The following is a 19,088-nucleotide window of genomic DNA, read 5'->3' on the forward strand; positions in this document are numbered from 1 at the left end:
TCGATTTCCTGTTCCTGGCGGCGCTGGATGTCGCTGGCGCGCGCGGCGGCGTCCGCGGGCAGGGGTTGCGCGGCCAGGGGTGGCGCAGGGATCAGCAAGGCGACGAACGAAACGCACAGCGCCAGGCAGGGAAGCCGCCTCTGCCGGAGGCGGCTTCGCGATACGATGGTATGCACTTGTTTCTTATTGAAATTGCCGGTTTCTTTCAATAACGGAGAGAAATCAGATTAATTAAGCGCGTATTTCAATTTATGCCAGATTTTCGAGGAATTTTCTGACGACAATCGAGAATATGCAGCGACGGAACAATGACCATACAGTTACATATCATTACGTCGAAAAATTAGCGGTCCAGGCGGCGGCTGGCTATGGGAACAGTCTGAAATCACCTGGGAATCACGCATCGCCGGCCACGCTGACGCAGTGCGCGCTGTGCCAAAATCGCGCCCATGCCGATCGACAACCGCCTGATTCCCTCCGCTCTCGCCGCCCAGACGGCGCAATTGCCAGCCGCCTGGCAGGCCGCCCTGCGCGCCCCGCGTGTCACCGCGGCGCTGCAGGCCGTGACCGCCCACGTGGAAAGGCGTCTGGCCGAAGGCGCAGTGGTGTATCCGGCCGAGCCGTTTCGCGCCCTGCACGGGCTGGCGCCGTCGGATGTGCGGGTGGTGATCCTGGGCCAAGACCCCTATCACGGCCCCGGCCAGGCGCAGGGCCTGGCGTTTTCCGTGCCGGACGACTGCAAGCGTCCGCCCAGCCTGCGCAACATCTTCAATGAGATTGCCCAGGAATACCCGGGCACGCCGCTGCCGGCCGGCAACGACCTGAGCCCCTGGGCCGACCAGGGCGTGCTGCTGCTGAACACGGCGCTGACGGTCGAGGACGGGCAACCCGCCTCCCACGCCAAGCGCGGCTGGGAAACGGTGACGGACGCGTTGATCGCATTGGTGGCCCAAGACCCGTCGCCCAAGGTGTTCATGCTGTGGGGCGCCCATGCCCAGGCCAAGCAGGCGTTGCTGCCGCACGACAGTGGCCACCTGGTGCTGATGGCGAACCATCCCTCGCCGCTGTCGGCCCGGCGCCCGCCCGTGCCGTTCCTGGGCTGCGGCCATTTCCTGGCGACCAACCGCTGGTTGGCCGACCAAGGGAAAAACCCTATTGATTGGAACCTGGACAAAAAAATAATTCCCGCGCAGGGCGAATTCGGGTTATGATCGCCGCACTGCACCAAACGAGTTCGGCATTTACCGCCTTGATTTAGCGGGAATTTCAGCAGTCTGCCGGGCAACCAAGCCCAGGCCCATGCCGAACATCATCGATTCCTGACCTCCTTTCCTTTCGCCCTGCGTTCCAAGCAGCATTACGGGAACGCGCCACGCGCACGGTTGATTCGGTCGGCACGATGCTCCATCAACCGTCGCCTGGATCCGGCCGCCTAATCCCCTGGCCCGACCAAGCACTGCGCCGCATTTGATCGCGGCAAGGGAAAGTTATGTCTTTCGAAAACCTGGGCCTGGCGCCCGCCCTGCTGTCGGCCCTGCAAGACGCCGGCTTCACCACCCCCACCACCGTGCAAGCCTCGGCCATTCCGCAGGCGCTGGCCGGCCACGACCTGATGGTGTCGTCGCAGACTGGTAGCGGCAAGACCGCCGCCTTCATGCTGCCGGCGCTGCACCGCATCGCCCAGATGCCCGCCAACAAGGGCGTCGGCGTGCAAGTGCTGGTGCTGGCCCCGACGCGCGAACTGGCGCTGCAGGTCACCGACGCCACCGCCACCTACGGCCGCAAGCTGGCCGACCTGCGCACCGCCACCGTCGTCGGCGGCATGCCCTACGGCGCCCAACTGAAGGCCCTGTCGCGCCGCGTCGACGTGCTGGTGGCCACGCCCGGCCGCCTGATCGACCATCTGAATTCGGGCCGCGTCAAACTCAATACCGTGCACACGCTGGTGCTGGACGAAGCCGACCGCATGCTGGACATGGGCTTCATCGAGGATATCGAGACCATCATCAGCCGCCTGCCGGCCGAGCGCCAGACGCTGTTGTTCTCGGCCACGCTGGACGGCACCGTGGCCAAGCTGGCCGCCCGCATGATGCGCGATCCGCAGCGCATCGAAGTCGCCGGCGCCAAGGAAAAGCACACCAACATCACGCAAAGCCTGCTGTACGCGGACGACGCCAGCCACAAGATGCAGTTGCTGGACCACGTCCTGCGCGACGCCTCGCTGGACCAGGCCATCGTCTTCACGTCGACCAAGCGCGGCGCCGACGATCTGGCCGACCACCTGGCCGACCAGGGCTTTGCCGCCGCCGCCCTGCACGGCGACATGAACCAGCGCCAACGCACCCGTACGCTGTCGCAACTGCAACGCGGCCAGCTGCGCATCCTGGTTGCCACCGACGTGGCCGCGCGCGGCATCGACGTGCAAGGCATCAGCCACGCCGTCAACTTCGACCTGCCGATGCAGGCCGAAGACTACGTGCACCGCATCGGCCGTACCGGCCGCGCCGGCCGCAACGGCCTGGCGTTCACGCTGGCCACGCACTCCGAGCGCCACAAGGTGCGCCGCATCGAGCACTACATCGGCCAGTCCATCACGCCGGAAGTGATCGCCGGCCTGGAACCCAAGCGCACCCCGCGCCCCTCGACCGGCGGCGCGCCGCGCGGCGGCAAGCCGTTTGGCAAGCGTCCGGGCGGCTTCGGCGGCGGCTACCAGGGTCACCGTGAAGGCGGTTCGCGCGAAGGCCGTTCGTTCGGCGGCCCGCGTGGCGAATTCAAGCCGCGCGAAGGCGGCTACCAGGGCGCCCGCGAAGGCGGCGGCTACCAAGGCAACCGCCCGTTCGGCGACCGCCCGGCCCGTTCGTTCGGCGATCGTCCCAGCTTCAGTGATCGTCCCCAACGCGAAGGTGGCTACCAGGGCAATCGCCCCTTCGGCGACCGTCCGCAGCGTGAAGGTGGTTTCCGCGGCGGCGACCGTGATTCGCGCCCGAGCTTCAGCGACCGTCCCAGCTTCGGCGATCGCCCGCAGCGCGATCCGCGTCCGTTCAACGAGCGCGGCCCGCGTGAAGGCGGCTTCCGTGGCGGCGACCGCGATTCGCGCCCGAGCTTCAGCGATCGCCCCAGCTTCGGCGACCGTCCGCAGCGCGAAGGCGGCTTCCGCGGCGGCGACCGCTCGGAAGGCGGTTTCCGTGACCGTCCCAGCTTCGACAAGCGCCCCGGCGGCCCCGCCAAGCGCTTCAACAAGCCGGCCGGCGCCCGCCGCGGCTAAGCCCTGATCGGCACCCAGCAAACCCCGCGCCTGTCGCGGGGTTTGTTTTTTGGGAAAATGCCTTCTTCACGACGCTTCTTTTTCCGCCATGCAACGCCCCGCCCCCGCCAACCTGCCCCCACTATCCCCCGCCGCCCAGGCCCATAGCGAAGCCGCCGCCGCGCACCTGCGCGCCGCGATCGGCGCCGCTTCCGGCTGGCTGCCGTTCGATCATTGGATGGCCGAGGCGCTGTATGCGCCGGGGCTGGGTTATTACGCGGCCGGCAACGTCAAGCTGGCCGAAGCCGATGCGAGCGCGCCCGCGGGCGATTTCGTCACCGCGCCGCAACTGACTCCGCTGTTCGCGCGTACCCTGGCACGCCAGGTGGCCCAGGTGCTGCGGCAGACCGATACGCAGGCGGTGCTGGAGTTCGGCGCTGGCACCGGCGCGCTGGCCGAAGGCGTGCTGCGCGAACTGGATGCGTTGGGGCTGCAGGACACGCAGTACCTGATCCTCGAAGTATCGGCCGACCTGCGCGCGCGCCAGGCCGAGCGGCTGGCGCCGTTCGGCGAGCGGGTGCGCTGGCTGGATGCCCTGCCCGACCGTTTCCGTGGCTGCGTGCTGGCCAACGAGGTGCTGGACGCCATGCCAGTGTCGCTGTTCCGCTGGGGCGACGACGGCACGGTGATGGAACGCGGCGTGACGTGGGACGCCACGCAAGGTTTCGTCTGGGAAGACCGGCCAGCCCCGCCGCGCCTGGCCGAGGCGGTCGCGGCGCGCATGCCGGCGCTGCCGGGCTACGTGTCCGAGATCAACCCGCAGGCCGAAGCATGGATCGACGCCATGGGCCGCTGGCTGGAACAGGGCGCGGCGCTGCTGATCGACTACGGCTTTCCGCAGGGCGAGTACTACCACCCGCAACGCGCCGGCGGCACGCTGATGTGCCACCTGCGCCATCATGCGCATGGCGATCCGTTCACCGCCCCCGGCCTGCAGGACATCACCGCGCACGTCGATTTCACCGCCATGGCCGATGCGGCGCAAGCGGCCGGCCTGCAAGTGCTGGGATATACGTCGCAGGCGCGTTTCCTGATGAATGCCGGGCTGATGGAATTGCTGGCCCAACTCGATCCCAGCAATGCGCGGGCCTATGCGCAAGCGGTGGCGCCGGTGCAGAAGCTGCTGTCGGAAGCCGAAATGGGCGAGCTGTTCAAGGTGCTGGCGCTGGGCCGGGGCATCACACAGCCGCTGATCGGCTTTGCCCGCGGCGACCGCCTCGGCAAGCTGTAGGATGCGTTAGGCGGCTCGCAGCCGCTGCAGACGCGCCTCGCGCACGCTTTGCTTGATACGCGCCGGATCGCCCGCGCAGGCCCGGGCGATGGCGCCGGCATCGACGCCACGCACCGCATCGACGCATGCGCGCCAGGCGTCGATAGCCACTGGCCGCAATACCGCCGCGGTCTCCAGCAGATCAATAAAACGCCCGGGCTTGCGCAAGGCATCGACACGCTCCATCAGCGCGAGCTGCGCGTCGGCCTTGTCGGCGCCGGTAGCCTGCGTTGCGTCCAGTCCCGTCAACACCTCGGGCAGGAGACGCGCGTAGTCGTTGCATTCGGTGGGCACGCGCAAACGCCGGCCCAGTGCTTCGCGCTCGGGCGACAGGCGGCACAGCAGCGCATAGCGCTCCGGCAAGGCCAGGTTGCGGGCGGCCGCGCGATCGACGTCACCGGCGGTCTCCTCGGACCCCTGCAACTCGGGCATGACACGTTCCAGCGCGCGGGACTGCCGCAGCACGTCCAGCATGCGCGACGGCGCGGCGGCCATCAGGCCGCGCGAGACCTCTTTCCAGACTCGCTCGGCCACCAGGGCGTCGGCCTCGCCGGCCTCGACCATGCGGCGGCAAAGCGCCAGCGTTTCGGGCGCGACGCTGAAATCGGCAAAGCGCGCGGCAAAGCGGGCCAGGCGCAGGATGCGAACGGGGTCTTCCTCGAAGGCCTCGCCCACGTGGCGGAAAACCCGCGCCCGCACGTCGGCGGCGCCGCCGAGCGGATCGACCAACGTGCCGTCGCGCGTCTGCGCGATGGCATTGACGGTCAGGTCGCGGCGGCGCAGGTCTTCTTCCAGCGTGACGTCGGCGCCGGTATAGAAGGTGAACCCCTTGTACCCGCGGCCGGACTTGCGCTCGGTGCGCGCGAGCGCGTATTCCTCTTTGGTCCGCGGATGCAGGAACACCGGAAAATCGCCGCCCACGGGGATGAAGCCGCGCCGCGCCATGTCCTCGGGCGTGGCGCCGACCACCACCCAGTCGTGGTCGCCGGGCGCCAGGCCGAGCAGCGCGTCGCGCACTGCTCCACCCACGATGTAGGCCTGCAGGCCCTGCGTTGCCGCGTCTTGCGTCATGGCAGGGCGGTGCGTTCCGCGCCCAGCGGCACCACGTTGCCCAGCCGTTCTTTCAGCGACTGCGGCTGGCCGCTGAACATGGCTGCGTAGTAAACCGAGTTCGACATCACGTTCTTGACATAGGTACGCGTTTCGGTGAACGGGATGGTCTCGGCGAAGATCGCGCCCTCGACCGGGTGCGAGAAGGTCGAGCGCCAGTTCTGCGGGCGGCGCGGGCCGGCGTTGTAGCCCGCGCTGGCGAGCATCTGTGAACCGTCCAGGTCACGCAGCACCATGTTCAGGTAATTGGTGCCCAGTTCGGTGTTGGTGTCGAAGTCGTTGACGCTATCGGGCGTGAAATCGCTCATGCCGATCTTGCCGGCGACCCACTTGGCGGTGGCCGGCATCAGTTGCATCAGGCCGGAGGCGCCGACGTGCGAGCGCGCGTCCATGATGAAGCGCGATTCCTGGCGGATCAGGCCGTAGACCCAGGCGGGATCCAGCGCAATGGCATTGGCCTTGGCGGTGACGCGGCCTTCGAAAGGCGCGATGAAGCGCTGGCTGAAGTCGAATTCCTTTTCGGTGCGGTCCGACGTATTGACCACGCGATCATAGATATTCTCGGCGCGGGCCAGTTCGGCGGCCGCGAGCAGTTGGCGATCCGTCATGCCACGCAACGCGAAGTTCCATTCCGGCACCGCCTCCTGGCGCCAGCCGAGCCGGAACAGTTGCACCGCGCGGCGCAGGCCCGGATTGGCGCGAGCCTCGGCGATCTCCTGGTCGGTGACCGGCGCCGGGCGCGGCGGCACGGTAATACGGCGGCCCAATTCCTCGGCGGACAACTGGCCGTAGAAATCAAAACGGTCTGCGATGGAAGCGTAGGCCGCGTTGGCCTGGTCGCGGTGACCGGTGGCGGCCAGGCCACGCGCCTTCCAGTAGACCCATGACGGGTCGGCCTGCTGCGAGGCCGGCATCTGGTCGATGGATTCGATGACCCACTTCCAGTCGATCTTGGGCTGGCGCAGCGCGGCGCGCACCTTCCAGCCGGCGTTGTACTCGGTCATGCGGATGTGGCCGGCCTCGTGGTACCAGTCGTCGGCCCGGCTGTCCAGGTTGAGCGCGGCCACCAGCGCGTACTGGCCGCGGATCCAGGCCAGGTTCGACCTGGCCATGGATTTGGCCCATTCGCGCCGCAGGTAGGAATCGGCCACGTTGATGTCGGAGCGCGCCAGACGCGCCAGCGCGATGGTGACCAGTTCTTTTTCGTTGCGGCCCACCGGCAGGCGATCCTGCCGCGTGAGCCAGCGCATCGGGTCCTTGATGAGAATATCGTACGTCTTCTGGTCGCGGGGCTCGAACATGTACTGCACGAACCGGCGCGCGTCGGAAGTCTTGTTGGCCTCGATCGCATCGCGCAGTTGCGGTTCGAGCTGCTCCCACCCCAGGACGTTGTCGGCGACCAACTGGTCGTACAGGGCCCAGCAGGCCCCGCCCGGCGAGAACACGGCCATGGCCTGCGCCGCGGTGGCGCGCTGGCCGGTCATGTGCTTGGCGTCGAGAATGGCGCACTCGACCTGGGCGTTGCTGTTCTTGACCGGCGCCAGCTTGCGCACGGTGTCGAAATCGCCGCTGCGCGCGGCCGCCAGCAACCAATCGGCGCGCAACCGGTCGGCCAGGTAGGCATCGCCATTGCCGTTGATGAACTGCTGCAGGGCCGCGGTGGGCCGGCCGCCGGCGGGCGGATTCCACAACTGGTAGCGCAGTAGCCAATATTGCGGATACATGCCCAGGGTGTCTGACTTGGCCTGGGGCACCAGGGCCCCCAGTATCGACCACTGCTTGCGGCTCATGGCCTCGCGCGCGGCCACCACGGCGGCCAGGGCCGGCGTCTCGGCGGTCGGCGGCAAGCCAGCGAGCACGGCCGGCGGCACGGCGATGGCCGGCTGCGCGGCCTGCGCAGCCGGTTGCGGCGAGGCGCTCACGGACGCACTGCGCTGCTGGGCATCGACCGGCGCGCAAGCCGCCGTGAACAACGCCAGCAGGGGCAGCCAGCGGCGCACGCCCGCACGGACCTCGACGCCGCGCAGGGATTTCCCGCTGGATTTCTGATACCGTCCGGAGTGCGGGGGCCGGACCCTTCCCGAGTGCGAGCGCGCCGGCTTCATGCGCACGCCCTGGCGACGGCTTGCGGGTCCGCGCAGTGATGGGCGCGGCAACAGGCGCGGGCATTCACGCGGCGGTCCGCGCGGGTTTGCTCATGGGCTTGCGCACGGGTTTGCTCACTGACGTGATGACCGGCGCACAGGTTCGCGCCGTGATACGTGTTTTCGCTGACCCGCATTGTCGCCTTCATTTTCCACCCCTGTTACAGCTACCGCATGACTACGCAAAATACTCCAGAGGATACCGCAAGCCAGCTACGCACGCGATTGCGGAAACTGCGAGCCGAACTGCCTGAAGACCAACGCAGCCGCGGCGGTCTGCTGATGCGTGCGCGCCTTTTCACCTGGCTCAACGTGGCCCGCGACGAAGCCGTTCGCGGTGGCCGCCAAGTCCCGTCCGTCGTGGCCGCGTTCTGGCCGATGGCGGACGAGCCGGACCTGCGGCCCCTCTTGCAGCAATGGGTCGAAAATGGTGTCACGGTGGCGCTGCCGGTGGTGCGCGAACGCAACGCGCCGCTGGCGTTCCTGCCTTGGACGCCGGACGCCGAGCTGCGCGCCGGCCCCTACGGCATCCAGGAACCGGCGCAGGGCGCCGAGGTAATGCCCGATGTGCTGCTGGTGCCCACCCTGGGTTACACCGAATCCGCCGACCGCCTCGGCTATGGCGGTGGCTACTACGACCGCACCCTGGCGGCGTTGCGCGACCGCGGCCACGCCTTCACCAGCATTGGCGTGGCCTGGAGCAGCGGCGAACTGGATCCTGGCTATGAGCCGGCCGGCCACGACTTCCGCCTGGACGCCATCATCACACCGGACGGCTGGGTGCCCCATGCCCCGCATGCGCAACCGGGCACGGGCGATGCCACGGTGCAGCGCTATACGCTACGCTGACGCACCAATTTTGCCCGAAGGGTTGCACCAAAATAGTGCAACCCCCATGATCTGGCATCAACGCAGAAGGCGGCCGCCGCGCCGCGGCCTGATCCGGCCCCGCTCCGCCACGCCATCTTCGCCCCAGCGGGAGCGCCGTCCCGCCCGCGCCACCACGCCTCCCGTCAGCCGGCGGCTAGCCATCCGCCGCCGACGAGAGGATATTTAGCTCCAGCACGGCCTCCCGTCCGCGCCAGTCCAGGCTGGCACACGGGTTGCTTATTCATTCAGACCGGCCACGCATGGCCGGACAACGGCCACGCCCAAGCCGGCCGTCAGTATCTGTAACGGAGGAGCCATGAAGGACAGACCATCCCGTCCCGCCGCCTATGACGAAATGCGCGACAGCGCCGGCGGCATACGCTCCCACTACCAGGCCTTCGAGCGCTGGCACCAGGAGCAATCGGCGGAAGCCATGGCGGCGCGCCGCCTGGAGGCCGACCTGAGTTTCCGGCGGGTCGGCATCACTTTTTCAGTGGCCGGCGATGCGGCTGGCACCGAACGCCTGATACCGTTCGACATGATCCCGCGCATCATCCCCGCCGACGAATGGCGCCGCCTGGAGGCCGGCCTGAAACAGCGCGTGCGGGCGCTGAACATGTTCATCCACGACATCTACCACGGCCATGACATCGTGCGCGCCGGCGTGGTGCCGGCCGAGCAGGTGTTCCTGAACGCCCAGTACCGGCCCGAGATGCAGGACGTGGACGTGGCCGAGAATATCTACTGCCACATTGCCGGGGTCGACATCGTGCGCGCCGGCGCCGGCGAGTTCTACGTGCTGGAAGACAACCTGCGGGTGCCATCCGGTGTGTCGTACATGCTGGAGAACCGCAAGATGTCGATGCGGTTGATGCCGGACGCGTTCAGCCGCGTCAAGGTCGAACCGGTGGCGCACTACCCCGACCTGCTGCTGGACAACCTGCGCGAGGTGGCGCCGCACGGCGGCGACGATCCCACCGTGGTGGTGCTGACGCCCGGCATGTACAACTCGGCCTATTTCGAGCACGCCTTCCTGGCGCAGCAGATGGGCGTGGAGCTGGTGGAAGGCCAGGACCTGTTCGTCGAGCAGAACACGGTCTACATGCGCACGACGCAGGGCCCGCGCAAGGTCGATGTGATCTACCGCCGGCTGGATGACGATTTTCTCGATCCGTTGTCGTTCCGCGCCGATTCGGCGTTGGGCGTGCCCGGCCTGCTGTCGGTGTATCGCGCCGGCCGGGTGACCCTGGCCAACGCCATCGGCACCGGTATCGCCGACGACAAATCGACCTATCTGTACGTGCCGGACATGATCCGCTTCTACCTGAGCGAAGAGCCAATCCTGTCGAATGTGCCGACCTGGCGTTGCAGCCGTCCGGAGGAACTGTCGCACGTATTGGCCAATATGCACGATCTGGTCGTCAAGGAAGTGCATGGCGCCGGCGGCTACGGCATGCTGGTGGGCCCGGCGGCCTCGCACGCCGAGGTCGAGGCGTTCAAGGAGCGCGTGCGCGCCGCCCCTGCCAACTACATTGCCCAACCGACGCTGGCGTTGTCCACCGTGCCGACCTATGTCGAATCGGGCGTGGCGCCGCGCCACGTCGATCTGCGCCCCTACGTGCTGTGCGGCAAGGACATCCGCACGGTGCCGGGCGGCCTGTGCCGCGTGGCGCTGACCGAGGGCTCGCTGGTGGTCAACAGCAGCCAGGGCGGCGGCACCAAGGACACCTGGGTTCTGGAGGAATAACGATGCTGAGCCGAACCGCCGACAACCTGTTCTGGATGTGCCGCTACACCGAGCGCGCCGAGAACACCGCCCGCATGCTGGACGTGAACCTGCAGATGTCACTGCTGCCGCAGGACGCGCAGACGCGCGAAGGGTCATGGAACGCCGTGCTGCGCATCTCCGAACTGCACCGTCTATACCATGCCAAGCACGCTGCGGTGTCGCCGCAGGACGTGCTGCAGTACATGGTGCGCGACCCCGAGAACCCCTCGTCCATCTACAGTTGCATGCGCGCCGCCCGCGAGAATGCCCGAGCGGTGCGCGGCAGCCTGACCACCGAAGTCTGGGAAACCTACAACACCACCTGGCTGGAACTGCTCAAGCATCTGCACACCGGGTTGCTGGAGCGCAATCCGGGCGAGTTCTTCGAATGGGTCAAGTTCCGCTCGCACCTGGCACGCGGCGTCACCATCGGCACCATGCTGGAAGACGAGGCGCTGTACTTCCTGCGCATCGGCATGCACCTTGAACGCGCCGACAACACGGCACGCATGCTGGATGTGAAGTTCCACGAACGCGACGGCGGCGGCACGCCGCAACAACAGCAGGACGGCCGCGCCGAGGGCAACGCTTCGGGCGCGCTGCAAAGCGAGTTCTACCGCTGGTCCGCGCTGCTCAGTTCGGTGTCCGGGCTGGAGATCTACCGCAAGGTCTACCGCGACGTCATCACGCCGGACCGCGTGGCCGAACTGCTGATCCTGCATCCGGACATGCCGCGTTCGCTGCTGGCGGCGATGCGCGCGGTGGCCGACGACCTGGCACGGGTCTCGAACCAGCGCTCGACCGAGACCCAGCGACGCGCCGGCATGCTGTGCGCCGAACTGCAGTTCGGCCGCGTCGAGGACATCCTGCGCAGCGGCCTGCACCAGTACCTGGAACATTTCCTGGACCGCATCAACGACCTGGGCAACCGCATCAGCCAGGACTTCCTGGTGCCGCTGTCGGCATGACAAGGAGACAGGCATGAAACAGATCATCACGCACGTCACGCACTACCGCTATACCGCGCCCGTCACCTACAGCATCCAGACCCTGCGGCTGACCCCGCGCGACGACGAACACCAGCGCGTGCTGCGCTGGCACATCGAAGCGCCTGGCGAACTCGAACAACAAGTGGACGCCTATGGCAACATCACCCACACGCTGACGCTGAACCGGCCGCATACCGAGATCGAACTGCGGGTAGTCGGGCAGGTGCTGGTCGGTTCCTTGACGCAAGGCGCGCTGGGCGGCGAGGACAGCCGCCTGCCGGTGCATGCCTATTGCGTGCAGACACCGCTGACACAGGCCGATGACACCATCCTGGCCTTTGTTCGCAATGTGCTGCCCGACGGTCTGAACACGCCGGCCGATGTGCTGGCGCTTGCCGGCGCCATTTGCGACCGGGTTGCGTACGAGCCCGGCACCACCGACGTCACCACCGCCGCCGGCCAGGTGCTGGCGTTGGGGCACGGGGTCTGCCAGGACCACGCCCACCTGTTCCTGGCCTGCGTGCGCGGCCTGGGCGTGCCGGCGCGCTATGTCAGCGGCTATCTGTACACCACCGCCGAGCATGCCGCCAGCCACGCCTGGGCCGATGTCTGGCTGGCGGGCGCCGGCTGGACCAGCGTGGACGTCACCAACCGTCAGTTCGCGTCCGATTGCCACTGCCGCCTGGCGGTGGGCCGCGACTATGACTCGGCCTCGCCGGTGCGCGGCGTGCGCAGCGGCGGCGGCGAGGAGTCCATGGAGGTCAATGTGCAGGTGCAGACCGCCTCGCAGCAATAACCCTGTCAGGCCACGCCGCAATACAATGCGGCGTGGCTTTTCCCATTTTTCGATCATGACCTACTGTGTTGCCGCCCGCCTCGATGCCGGCCTGGTATTCCTGTCAGATTCCCGCACCAACGCCGGAGTCGACCAGATCAGCGTGTTCCGCAAGATGACCGTCTTCGAGCGGCCGGGCGAACGCATGATGGTGCTGATGACCTCCGGCAACCTGGCGGTCAGCCAGGCCGTGCTGAATGCGCTGGCGCGCCAGCATGACGAGGGCGGCGAAACGGTCTGGAACGCGCCCGACATGTTCGAGGCCACGCGCCGGGTCGGCGCCGCGGTGCGCGCGGTGTACCACCGCGAGGCCGCGGCCCTGCAGGAGCAAGGCGTGGATTTCAATGTCAGCCTGATCTTCGGCGGCCAGATCGGCGCCGAGCGTTGCCGCCTGTTCCAGGTGTATTCAGCCGGCAACTTCATCGAGGCCGGGTCCGAATGCCCGTACTTCCAGATCGGCGAGGCCAAGTACGGCAAGCCCATCCTGGACCGCGTGCTGCGTCCCGACACCTCGCTGGACGAGGCCGCCAAATGTGCGCTGATCTCGATGGATTCGACGCTGCGCTCGAACATCTCGGTGGGCCTGCCGCTGGACCTGCTGGTCTACGATGCCGACGCGCTGCGCGTCACGCACTTCGCCAGCATCGACGAGCACAACGAGTACTTCCGCATGATCCGCGGCACCTGGGGCGAACGCCTGCGCCAGGTGTTCGCAGAAATCCCGGACCCGCTCTGGACCCGCCCGGAAGACCCGGCTTCGCTGGTGCCCGCCAGCCGCGAGCATCAACCGCTGCGCGCCGAACCGGTGGACGTGGCGCCGGCGGTGTATCCGGCGCCGCAGGTGCTGGCAGAGGATCCGGGCAAGGATCAGCCGAACTAGCCTCGGCTAAGACCTGTCCCACCGTACAAACCCGGCTTTCCGCTTCCCTAAACCCGGCTTGTAAAACCACAAATTCTCATCTTGCGGCTGGCGCGCCACACTGGCGCCAGCCCGCGATGCTTCGTCTTGCGGGTCGCCATAACACCCACAAGGACGAGACATGACCCCATATTTCCCACGCGCCCTGAAGCGCCTGGCCGTGCCGCTGCTGGCGCTGGGCTGCCTGGCAGGCAGCCCAGCCATGGCCCAGAGCGGCTATCCCAACCATGCCATTTCATTGGTCGTGCCCTTCGCGGCCGGCGGCCCCACCGACGTGGTGGCGCGCAGCCTGGGCGCCGCCATGTCCCAGACCCTGGGCCAGAGCATCGTCATCGAGAATCGCCCGGGCGCGGGCGGCACGCTGGCGGCCACGCACGTGGCGCGCGCAGCGCCGGATGGCTACACCTTCCTGATCCATCACAATGGCATGGCCACGGCGCCGGCGCTGTACCGCAAGCTGCCGTTCAATCCACTCACCGATTTCGCCTATGTCGGCCAGGTGGCCGACGTGCCCATGACGCTGCTGGGCCGCAAGGATCTGCCGCCGGCCGACATGGCCGAATTCATGCAGTATGCGCGCGCCAACGGCAACAAGATCAACCTGGCCAATGCCGGCCTGGGCGCGGTGTCGCAACTGTGCGGCATGCTGCTGCAGGAGGCGCTGGGCACGCAGTTCACCGCCATCCCGTATGCGGGAACGGCGCCGGCGCTGACGGCGCTGCTGGGCGGGCAGGTGGACGTGCTGTGCGATCAGACCACGCAGACGCTTCCGCACATCAAGGCGCAGCGCGTGAAACTCTTCGGCGTCACCACGCTCGACCGCATCAGGACCCTGCCTGACTCGCCGACGCTGCAGGAAAGCGGGCTCAAGGGCTTCGAGGTCAAGGTCTGGCACGGCGTGTATGCGCCCAAGGGCACACCGCCGGAAGCGGTGGCGAAGTTCAACCAGGCCTTGCGCGCGGCGCTGAAGGACCCCGCCTTCACGCAGAAGATGGCTGAACTGGGCGCCGAGATCGTGCCCGAGGCCAAGCAGACGCCGGCCGGCCTGCAGATCTGGCTGCAGTCGGAAGTGGACAAGTGGGGGCCGATCATCCGCAAGGCGGGTGTGTACGCGGACTGACGCGCCCGGATCGCGCCAACGGCCGGCGCGCGCCTTTGCCACCTTGCCGACCGGCCGAGGCGGCAAAGGCCGCCTGACGCCGGGCCATGTGATGTGGCCGTGACTACGCCGAAAAAAAGGCCGGCAATGATTGCCGGCCTTGCCGTTGCCGCGAGACGCCCGGCACGGGTCTTACACGCTGAGTTCCTTCCACACCGCCAAAGGCGCCTCGGCGTGGTTGAGCGTGTAGAAATGCAGGCCTGGCGCGCCGTTGTCCAGCAGGTTCTGGCACAGCTCGGTGACCACATCCACGCCGAAGGCGCGGATCGATGCCTTGTCGTCGCCGAACTCGGCCAGGCGCAGGCGGATCCAGCGCGGCACTTCGGCGCCGCACATTTCCGAAAAACGCAGCAACTGGGTGTGGTTGGTGATGGGCATGATGCCCGGCACGATCGGCACCCGCACGCCTTTGGCCTGGGCCCGGTCGACGAAATCGAAGTAGGCGTCGGCGTTGAAGAAGTACTGGGTGATGGCGGCATCGGCGCCGGCCTTCACCTTGGCCACGAAATGGTCCATGTCGGCCGACACGCTGGCCGCCTGCGGGTGCATTTCGGGATAGGCCGCCACCTCGATGTGGAACCAGTCGCCCGTTTCCTGGCGGATGAACGAGACCAGTTCGTTGGCGTAGCGCAGCTCGCCGGCATCGCCGCCCATGCCCGAGGGCAGGTCGCCACGCAAGGCGACCACGCGCCGCACGCCTTCGTTCTTGTAGGCATGGAGGATGTCGCGCAGGTCCTGGCGCGAGGCGCCGACGCATGACAGGTGCGGCGCCGCGTCGCAGCCAAGGTTGCGCAGCGTGCGCACGGCATCCGCCGTGCCGGCGCGGGTGGAACCGCCCGCGCCGAAGGTCACGCTGACGTACTTGGGCTGGATCGCCAGCATCTGCTTGGCCGCGCGCACCAGCCGCTCCTGGCCAGCCAGGTCGCGAGGCGGAAAGAATTCCAGGCTGAACGCCGGAGAAGTCGAGTCGGACATATCGGATCAGTTATCCATGGCGCCACGCGCGTCGCATGAAACAGGCGCCGCCCGCTCGGGGTGCCGCGGAGCCGGCTTTGCCGGTCCGCTGGCACGCCCCCTCGAGGGGGAGCGCGCAGCGCTCGGGGGTGGGAACAATCAGGGGATCAGTTTGGTAAGCAGGCCCGAAATGATGCTGTACAGGATCGCACCGCCGACGGCCCACCAGAACCCGTTGACCTGGAAACCCTTCAGCACGGAGCCGACGAACCAGAACAACAAAGCGTTGATGACGATGAGGAAGAGACCCAGCGTGACGATGGTGATGGGCAGCGTCAGCAGCACCAACACCGGCTTGACCAGCATGTTGACCAGGCCCAGCACCAGCGCGGCGATGAGCGCCGATCCGAAGCTGGCCACGACGATGCCGGGCAACAGATAGGCAACGGCCAGCAGGGCCACCGCGTTCAGGATCCAGACGAGTATCAATGCCATGTTCGACCTCCTGTGTGTACGCTCCGCGGCCCCGTCATCGCCTGGCGAGCGGGGACTCCCGCGGACCGGAAAGCCCGCGCCGACATGGCGCGGTACTTCCCTATTTTGCTACAAGCATCAGTAGCGGTAGTGATTCGGCTTGTAAGGACCTTCGACCGGCACGCTGATGTAGTCGGCCTGGTCCTTGCGCAGCGTGGTCAGGTTCACGCCCAGCTTCTTCAGGTGCAGGCGCGCGACCTTCTCGTCCAGGTGCTTGGGCAGCACGTAGACTTCGCCCGACTTGTAGGCGTCGTTGCGCGTGAACAGCTCGATCTGGGCGATGGTCTGGTTGGCGAACGACGACGACATCACGAACGAGGGGTGGCCGGTGGCGCAACCCAGGTTCACCAGGCGGCCCTGGGCCAGCAGGATGATGCGCTTGCCGTCCGGGAAGATGACGTGGTCGACCTGCGGCTTGATCTCTTCCCACTTGCAGTCGGCCAGGCTGGCGACGTCGATTTCGTTGTCGAAGTGGCCGATGTTGCAGACGATCGCCTGGTCTTTCATGGCGTTCATGTGCTCACGCGTGATGACGTGGTAGTTGCCGGTGGCGGTGACGAAGATGTCGCCGTGGGCAGCGGCCTCTTCCATGGTCACGACCTTGAAGCCTTCCATGGCGGCCTGCAGGGCGCAGATCGGGTCGATTTCGGTGACCCACACCTGGGCGCGCAGGGCAACCAGCGCCTGGGCGCAACCCTTGCCCACGTCGCCGTAGCCGGCGACCACGGCGATCTTGCCGGCGACCATCACGTCGGTGGCGCGCTTGATGCCGTCCACCAGCGATTCGCGGCAGCCGTACAGGTTGTCGAACTTGGACTTGGTGACCGAGTCGTTGACGTTGATGGCGGCGAAGGCCAGCTCGCCCTTCTGCGACATCTGGTACAGGCGGTGCACGCCGGTGGTGGTTTCCTCGGTCACGCCCTTGATCAGGGCCAGGCGCGTCGAGTACCACTTCGGATCGCGCTCGAGCGTTTGCTTGATGGCGGCGAACAGCACGCGCTCTTCCTCGCTGCCGGGGTTGGCCAGCACCGAGATGTCCTTCTCGGCCTTGGTGCCCAGGTGCAGCATCAACGTGGCGTCGCCGCCGTCGTCGAGGATCATGTTGGCGTTCTGGCCATTGGGCCATTCGAAGATCTTGTGGGTGTACTGCCAGTATTCTTCCAGCGTTTCGCCCTTGACGGCGAAGACCGGTGTGCCTGACGCGGCGATGGCGGCGGCGGCGTGGTCCTGGGTCGAGAAGATGTTGCACGAGGCCCAGCGCACTTCGGCGCCCAGCGCCACCAGCGTTTCGATCAGCACGCCGGTCTGGATGGTCATGTGCAGGCTGCCGGCGATGCGGGCGCCCTTGAGCGGCTGCTTGGCGGCGAACTCTTCGCGGATGGCCATCAGGCCGGGCATTTCGGTTTCGGCGATGGCCAGCTCGCGACGGCCCCAGCCTGCCAGCGACAGGTCGGCGACGATGTAGTCGGAGAAGGATTTATCGGTGACAGCGTTCATGGTGTGTAGGCTCCACGTGAATGACGAACGGCGCACGATACGGCCGGACAACGCGAAACCACCACGACAATCGAGTGCTCGCCTTTTCCGCCGTACGCGACAAAGGTGAGCGCCGTTGCTGTAGCGCCGTGCGGGGCACGGCGCTTGAACAAGGATTCCTGAGCCTGGCGAACCGGGTTCCGCGGATCATGCAGCATGACGGGAACCGCAAGGTCGTCGCAACGCTCCTCAGGATTGTCGGGCATTGTACCGGTTTGGCCCACGCGGTGGAAAGCCCGGCGTGCAATGTCGGATCGGGGCCGTCAACCCGCTTGCGCCAGGGGCCGCGCCAGCTCGGCGCCGGGTGTCAGCGGCACCAGCGAGGCCAGCAGGTCCGAGGCCACGGCGTCCCAACTGCGTGTCAGGGCGTGTTCGCGCACGGCATGCCGATCCAGCGGCAGCGCCGCGCGGCAGGCGTGGGCCAGATCGTCGTCCAGGAAGCCGGTGACGCCTTGCGTCACCACCGCCAGCGGCGCCTCGCTGCGGAACGCCGCCACCGGAGTGCCGCAGGCCATGGCCTCCAGCATCACCAGCCCGAAGGTGTCCGTCAGGCTGGGAAACACGAAGACATCGGCCGCGCCGTATAGCGCCGGCAAGGCGTCATCGTTCTGCATGCCCAGGAACACCGCCTCGGGAAAGCGCTTTTTCAGCCGCGCCTCGTCGGGGCCGGCGCCCACCACCACCTTGCTGCCGGGCAGGTCCAGCGACAGGAAGGCATCCAGGTTCTTCTCACGCGCCACCCGGCCGACCGACAGGAAGACGGGACGCGGCAGGTCCTGGAAGACCTGGCCCGCAGTGGGCTGGAACTTGCGCGGATCAACCCCCCGCGACCAGATGCGCAGATTGGCGAAGCCGCGCCGCACCAGAATGTCGCGCACGGTCGGCGTGGGCACCAGCACGCATTGCGACGGCCGGTGGAACCAGCGCAGGAAGCGCCACGGCAGCGCGGCGGGGATGCCCATGCGCGCCTGCAGGTAGTCAGGGAACATCGTATGGAACGAGGTGGTGAAACGCCAGCCGCGCGCCAGCGCCATGCGCCGCGCCGCCAGGCCCAGCGGGCCTTCGGTGGCAATGTGGAGCGCGTCGGGCACGATATCGCCCAGGATGCGGCGCAATTGCCGCCCGGGCTGCAGGCACAGCCGCAAATCAGGCTCCGAGGGGGCCGGCACGGTACGGCTGCCCTGGGGATTTACCACGATCAGCTCGTGGCCCCAATCGGTGAGAATCTGCTGCATGGTCGTCCAGGTGCGGACGACGCCGTTGACTTGCGGATGCCAGGCATCCGTAACCAGGACGATGCGCATGATGGGGCCGGAAGTGGGCAATAGCGCGATTTAGCCCGCGGCATATGACACCCTCAAGACCGCGGCCGACATGGCCGGCGGCCGGCCGCGCGCCTGGCATGGCGCCTTGTCCGGCCCTTAGTTGTTGCGGCGCGGATACCCCTGGGCCTTGATGCGGATCCAGACCTCGCGCTTTTCCTCTTCCGTCATGAAGACCCAGTTGGCCACTTCCATGGCGGTGCGGCCGCAACCCCTGCAGATATCGTCGAACAGCGTGGAACACACGGCAACGCACGGCGAATCCGAGGTCCGGAAGGCGCGCTGCGCATCCTCGGGCTCGGGCAACTCGGTCAGATCGGCAAAAGAGGCATTCATGGGCCGAAGGTTACCACCAGCGGTGCGTCCCTTTTTGG

General features: G+C 67.2%; 17 protein-coding genes and 1 riboswitch. Of the genes, 10 read left to right on the top strand and 7 right to left on the bottom strand.

What is annotated here, in order from left to right; translation table 11 throughout:
- The 4 genes from AC6LKG_RS17645 to AC6LKG_RS17660 all read left to right on the top strand — a co-directional run.
- On the top strand, positions 1–212 hold a 212-nt coding region (locus tag AC6LKG_RS17645), incomplete at its 5' end, for a hypothetical protein (RefSeq protein WP_498166317.1).
- A gap of 237 nt (positions 213–449) precedes the next feature.
- Positions 450–1,211 carry a uracil-DNA glycosylase gene (locus AC6LKG_RS17650; protein WP_498166319.1) on the top strand — a complete coding sequence of 254 codons (762 nt, stop codon included), beginning with the start codon at positions 450–452 and terminating at the stop codon, positions 1,209–1,211.
- Between the two features lie 278 nt (positions 1,212–1,489).
- Positions 1,490–3,265, top strand: a complete 1,776-nt coding sequence (locus AC6LKG_RS17655; protein WP_498166321.1) for a DEAD/DEAH box helicase — start codon at positions 1,490–1,492, stop codon at positions 3,263–3,265.
- 88 nt (positions 3,266–3,353) lie between these two features.
- Positions 3,354–4,535: a class I SAM-dependent methyltransferase gene (locus AC6LKG_RS17660; protein ID WP_498166322.1), complete on the top strand. Its 1,182-nt coding sequence runs from the start codon at positions 3,354–3,356 to the stop codon at positions 4,533–4,535.
- 6 nt (positions 4,536–4,541) lie between these two features.
- On the opposite strand, the gene AC6LKG_RS17665 is transcribed toward AC6LKG_RS17660, so the two are convergent.
- Both AC6LKG_RS17665 and AC6LKG_RS17670 read right to left on the bottom strand, forming a co-directional pair.
- Complete coding sequence (locus AC6LKG_RS17665; RefSeq protein WP_498166323.1) at positions 4,542–5,645, bottom strand: tRNA nucleotidyltransferase/poly(A) polymerase-related protein; 1,104 nt, start codon at positions 5,643–5,645, stop codon at positions 4,542–4,544.
- A complete protein-coding gene (locus tag AC6LKG_RS17670; protein WP_498166325.1) occupies positions 5,642–7,789 on the bottom strand; it encodes a lytic transglycosylase domain-containing protein in 2,148 nt (715 codons plus the stop codon). Before AC6LKG_RS17670 ends, AC6LKG_RS17665 begins: the two co-directional genes overlap by 4 nt.
- Positions 7,790–8,002: 213 nt before the next feature.
- On the opposite strand from AC6LKG_RS17670, the gene AC6LKG_RS17675 reads away from it, so the two are divergent.
- The 6 genes from AC6LKG_RS17675 to AC6LKG_RS17700 all read left to right on the top strand — a co-directional run bounded on the left by AC6LKG_RS17675 (position 8,003) and on the right by AC6LKG_RS17700 (position 14,329).
- On the top strand, positions 8,003–8,677 hold the full coding sequence (locus AC6LKG_RS17675) for a 5-formyltetrahydrofolate cyclo-ligase (RefSeq protein WP_498166327.1): 675 nt from the start codon (positions 8,003–8,005) through the stop codon (positions 8,675–8,677).
- A 337-nt stretch (positions 8,678–9,014) separates the two neighbouring features.
- Positions 9,015–10,445, top strand: coding sequence for a circularly permuted type 2 ATP-grasp protein (locus AC6LKG_RS17680; RefSeq protein WP_498166328.1), 1,431 nt, complete (start codon positions 9,015–9,017; stop codon positions 10,443–10,445).
- 2 nt (positions 10,446–10,447) lie between these two features.
- Positions 10,448–11,434, top strand: a complete 987-nt coding sequence (locus AC6LKG_RS17685) for an alpha-E domain-containing protein (protein WP_498166330.1) — start codon at positions 10,448–10,450, stop codon at positions 11,432–11,434.
- 13 nt (positions 11,435–11,447) lie between these two features.
- Complete coding sequence (locus tag AC6LKG_RS17690) at positions 11,448–12,251, top strand: transglutaminase family protein (RefSeq protein WP_498166332.1); 804 nt, start codon at positions 11,448–11,450, stop codon at positions 12,249–12,251.
- Positions 12,252–12,306: 55 nt separating this feature from the next.
- A complete protein-coding gene (locus tag AC6LKG_RS17695) occupies positions 12,307–13,170 on the top strand; it encodes a proteasome-type protease (RefSeq protein ID WP_498166334.1) in 864 nt (287 codons plus the stop codon).
- Positions 13,171–13,330: 160 nt separating this feature from the next.
- Positions 13,331–14,329 carry a tripartite tricarboxylate transporter substrate-binding protein gene (locus AC6LKG_RS17700; protein WP_498166335.1) on the top strand — a complete coding sequence of 333 codons (999 nt, stop codon included), beginning with the start codon at positions 13,331–13,333 and terminating at the stop codon, positions 14,327–14,329.
- A 171-nt stretch (positions 14,330–14,500) separates the two neighbouring features.
- On the opposite strand, the gene metF is transcribed toward AC6LKG_RS17700, so the two are convergent.
- The 5 genes from metF to AC6LKG_RS17725 form a co-directional block, all read right to left on the bottom strand.
- Entirely contained in the window at positions 14,501–15,343 is an 843-nt protein-coding gene (metF, locus tag AC6LKG_RS17705) for a methylenetetrahydrofolate reductase [NAD(P)H] (RefSeq protein ID WP_498166337.1), read from the bottom strand.
- A gap of 138 nt (positions 15,344–15,481) precedes the next feature.
- Positions 15,482–15,817, bottom strand: coding sequence for a phage holin family protein (locus tag AC6LKG_RS17710; RefSeq protein WP_050446250.1), 336 nt, complete (start codon positions 15,815–15,817; stop codon positions 15,482–15,484).
- 117 nt (positions 15,818–15,934) lie between these two features.
- Positions 15,935–17,353, bottom strand: coding sequence for an adenosylhomocysteinase (ahcY, locus tag AC6LKG_RS17715; RefSeq protein WP_498166338.1), 1,419 nt, complete (start codon positions 17,351–17,353; stop codon positions 15,935–15,937).
- Between the two features lie 100 nt (positions 17,354–17,453).
- A riboswitch (S-adenosyl-L-homocysteine riboswitch) is annotated at positions 17,454–17,589 on the bottom strand.
- A gap of 66 nt (positions 17,590–17,655) precedes the next feature.
- Positions 17,656–18,696, bottom strand: coding sequence for a glycosyltransferase family 4 protein (locus AC6LKG_RS17720; RefSeq protein WP_498166340.1), 1,041 nt, complete (start codon positions 18,694–18,696; stop codon positions 17,656–17,658).
- Positions 18,697–18,813: 117 nt separating this feature from the next.
- The gene (locus tag AC6LKG_RS17725) at positions 18,814–19,050 is read right to left on the bottom strand and encodes a DUF1289 domain-containing protein (protein ID WP_198486325.1); all 237 of its coding nucleotides are present in this window, start codon (positions 19,048–19,050) and stop codon (positions 18,814–18,816) included.
- Positions 19,051–19,088 lie beyond the last annotated feature (38 nt).

It is taken from the genome of Achromobacter sp. 46006 (assembly GCF_059761975.1).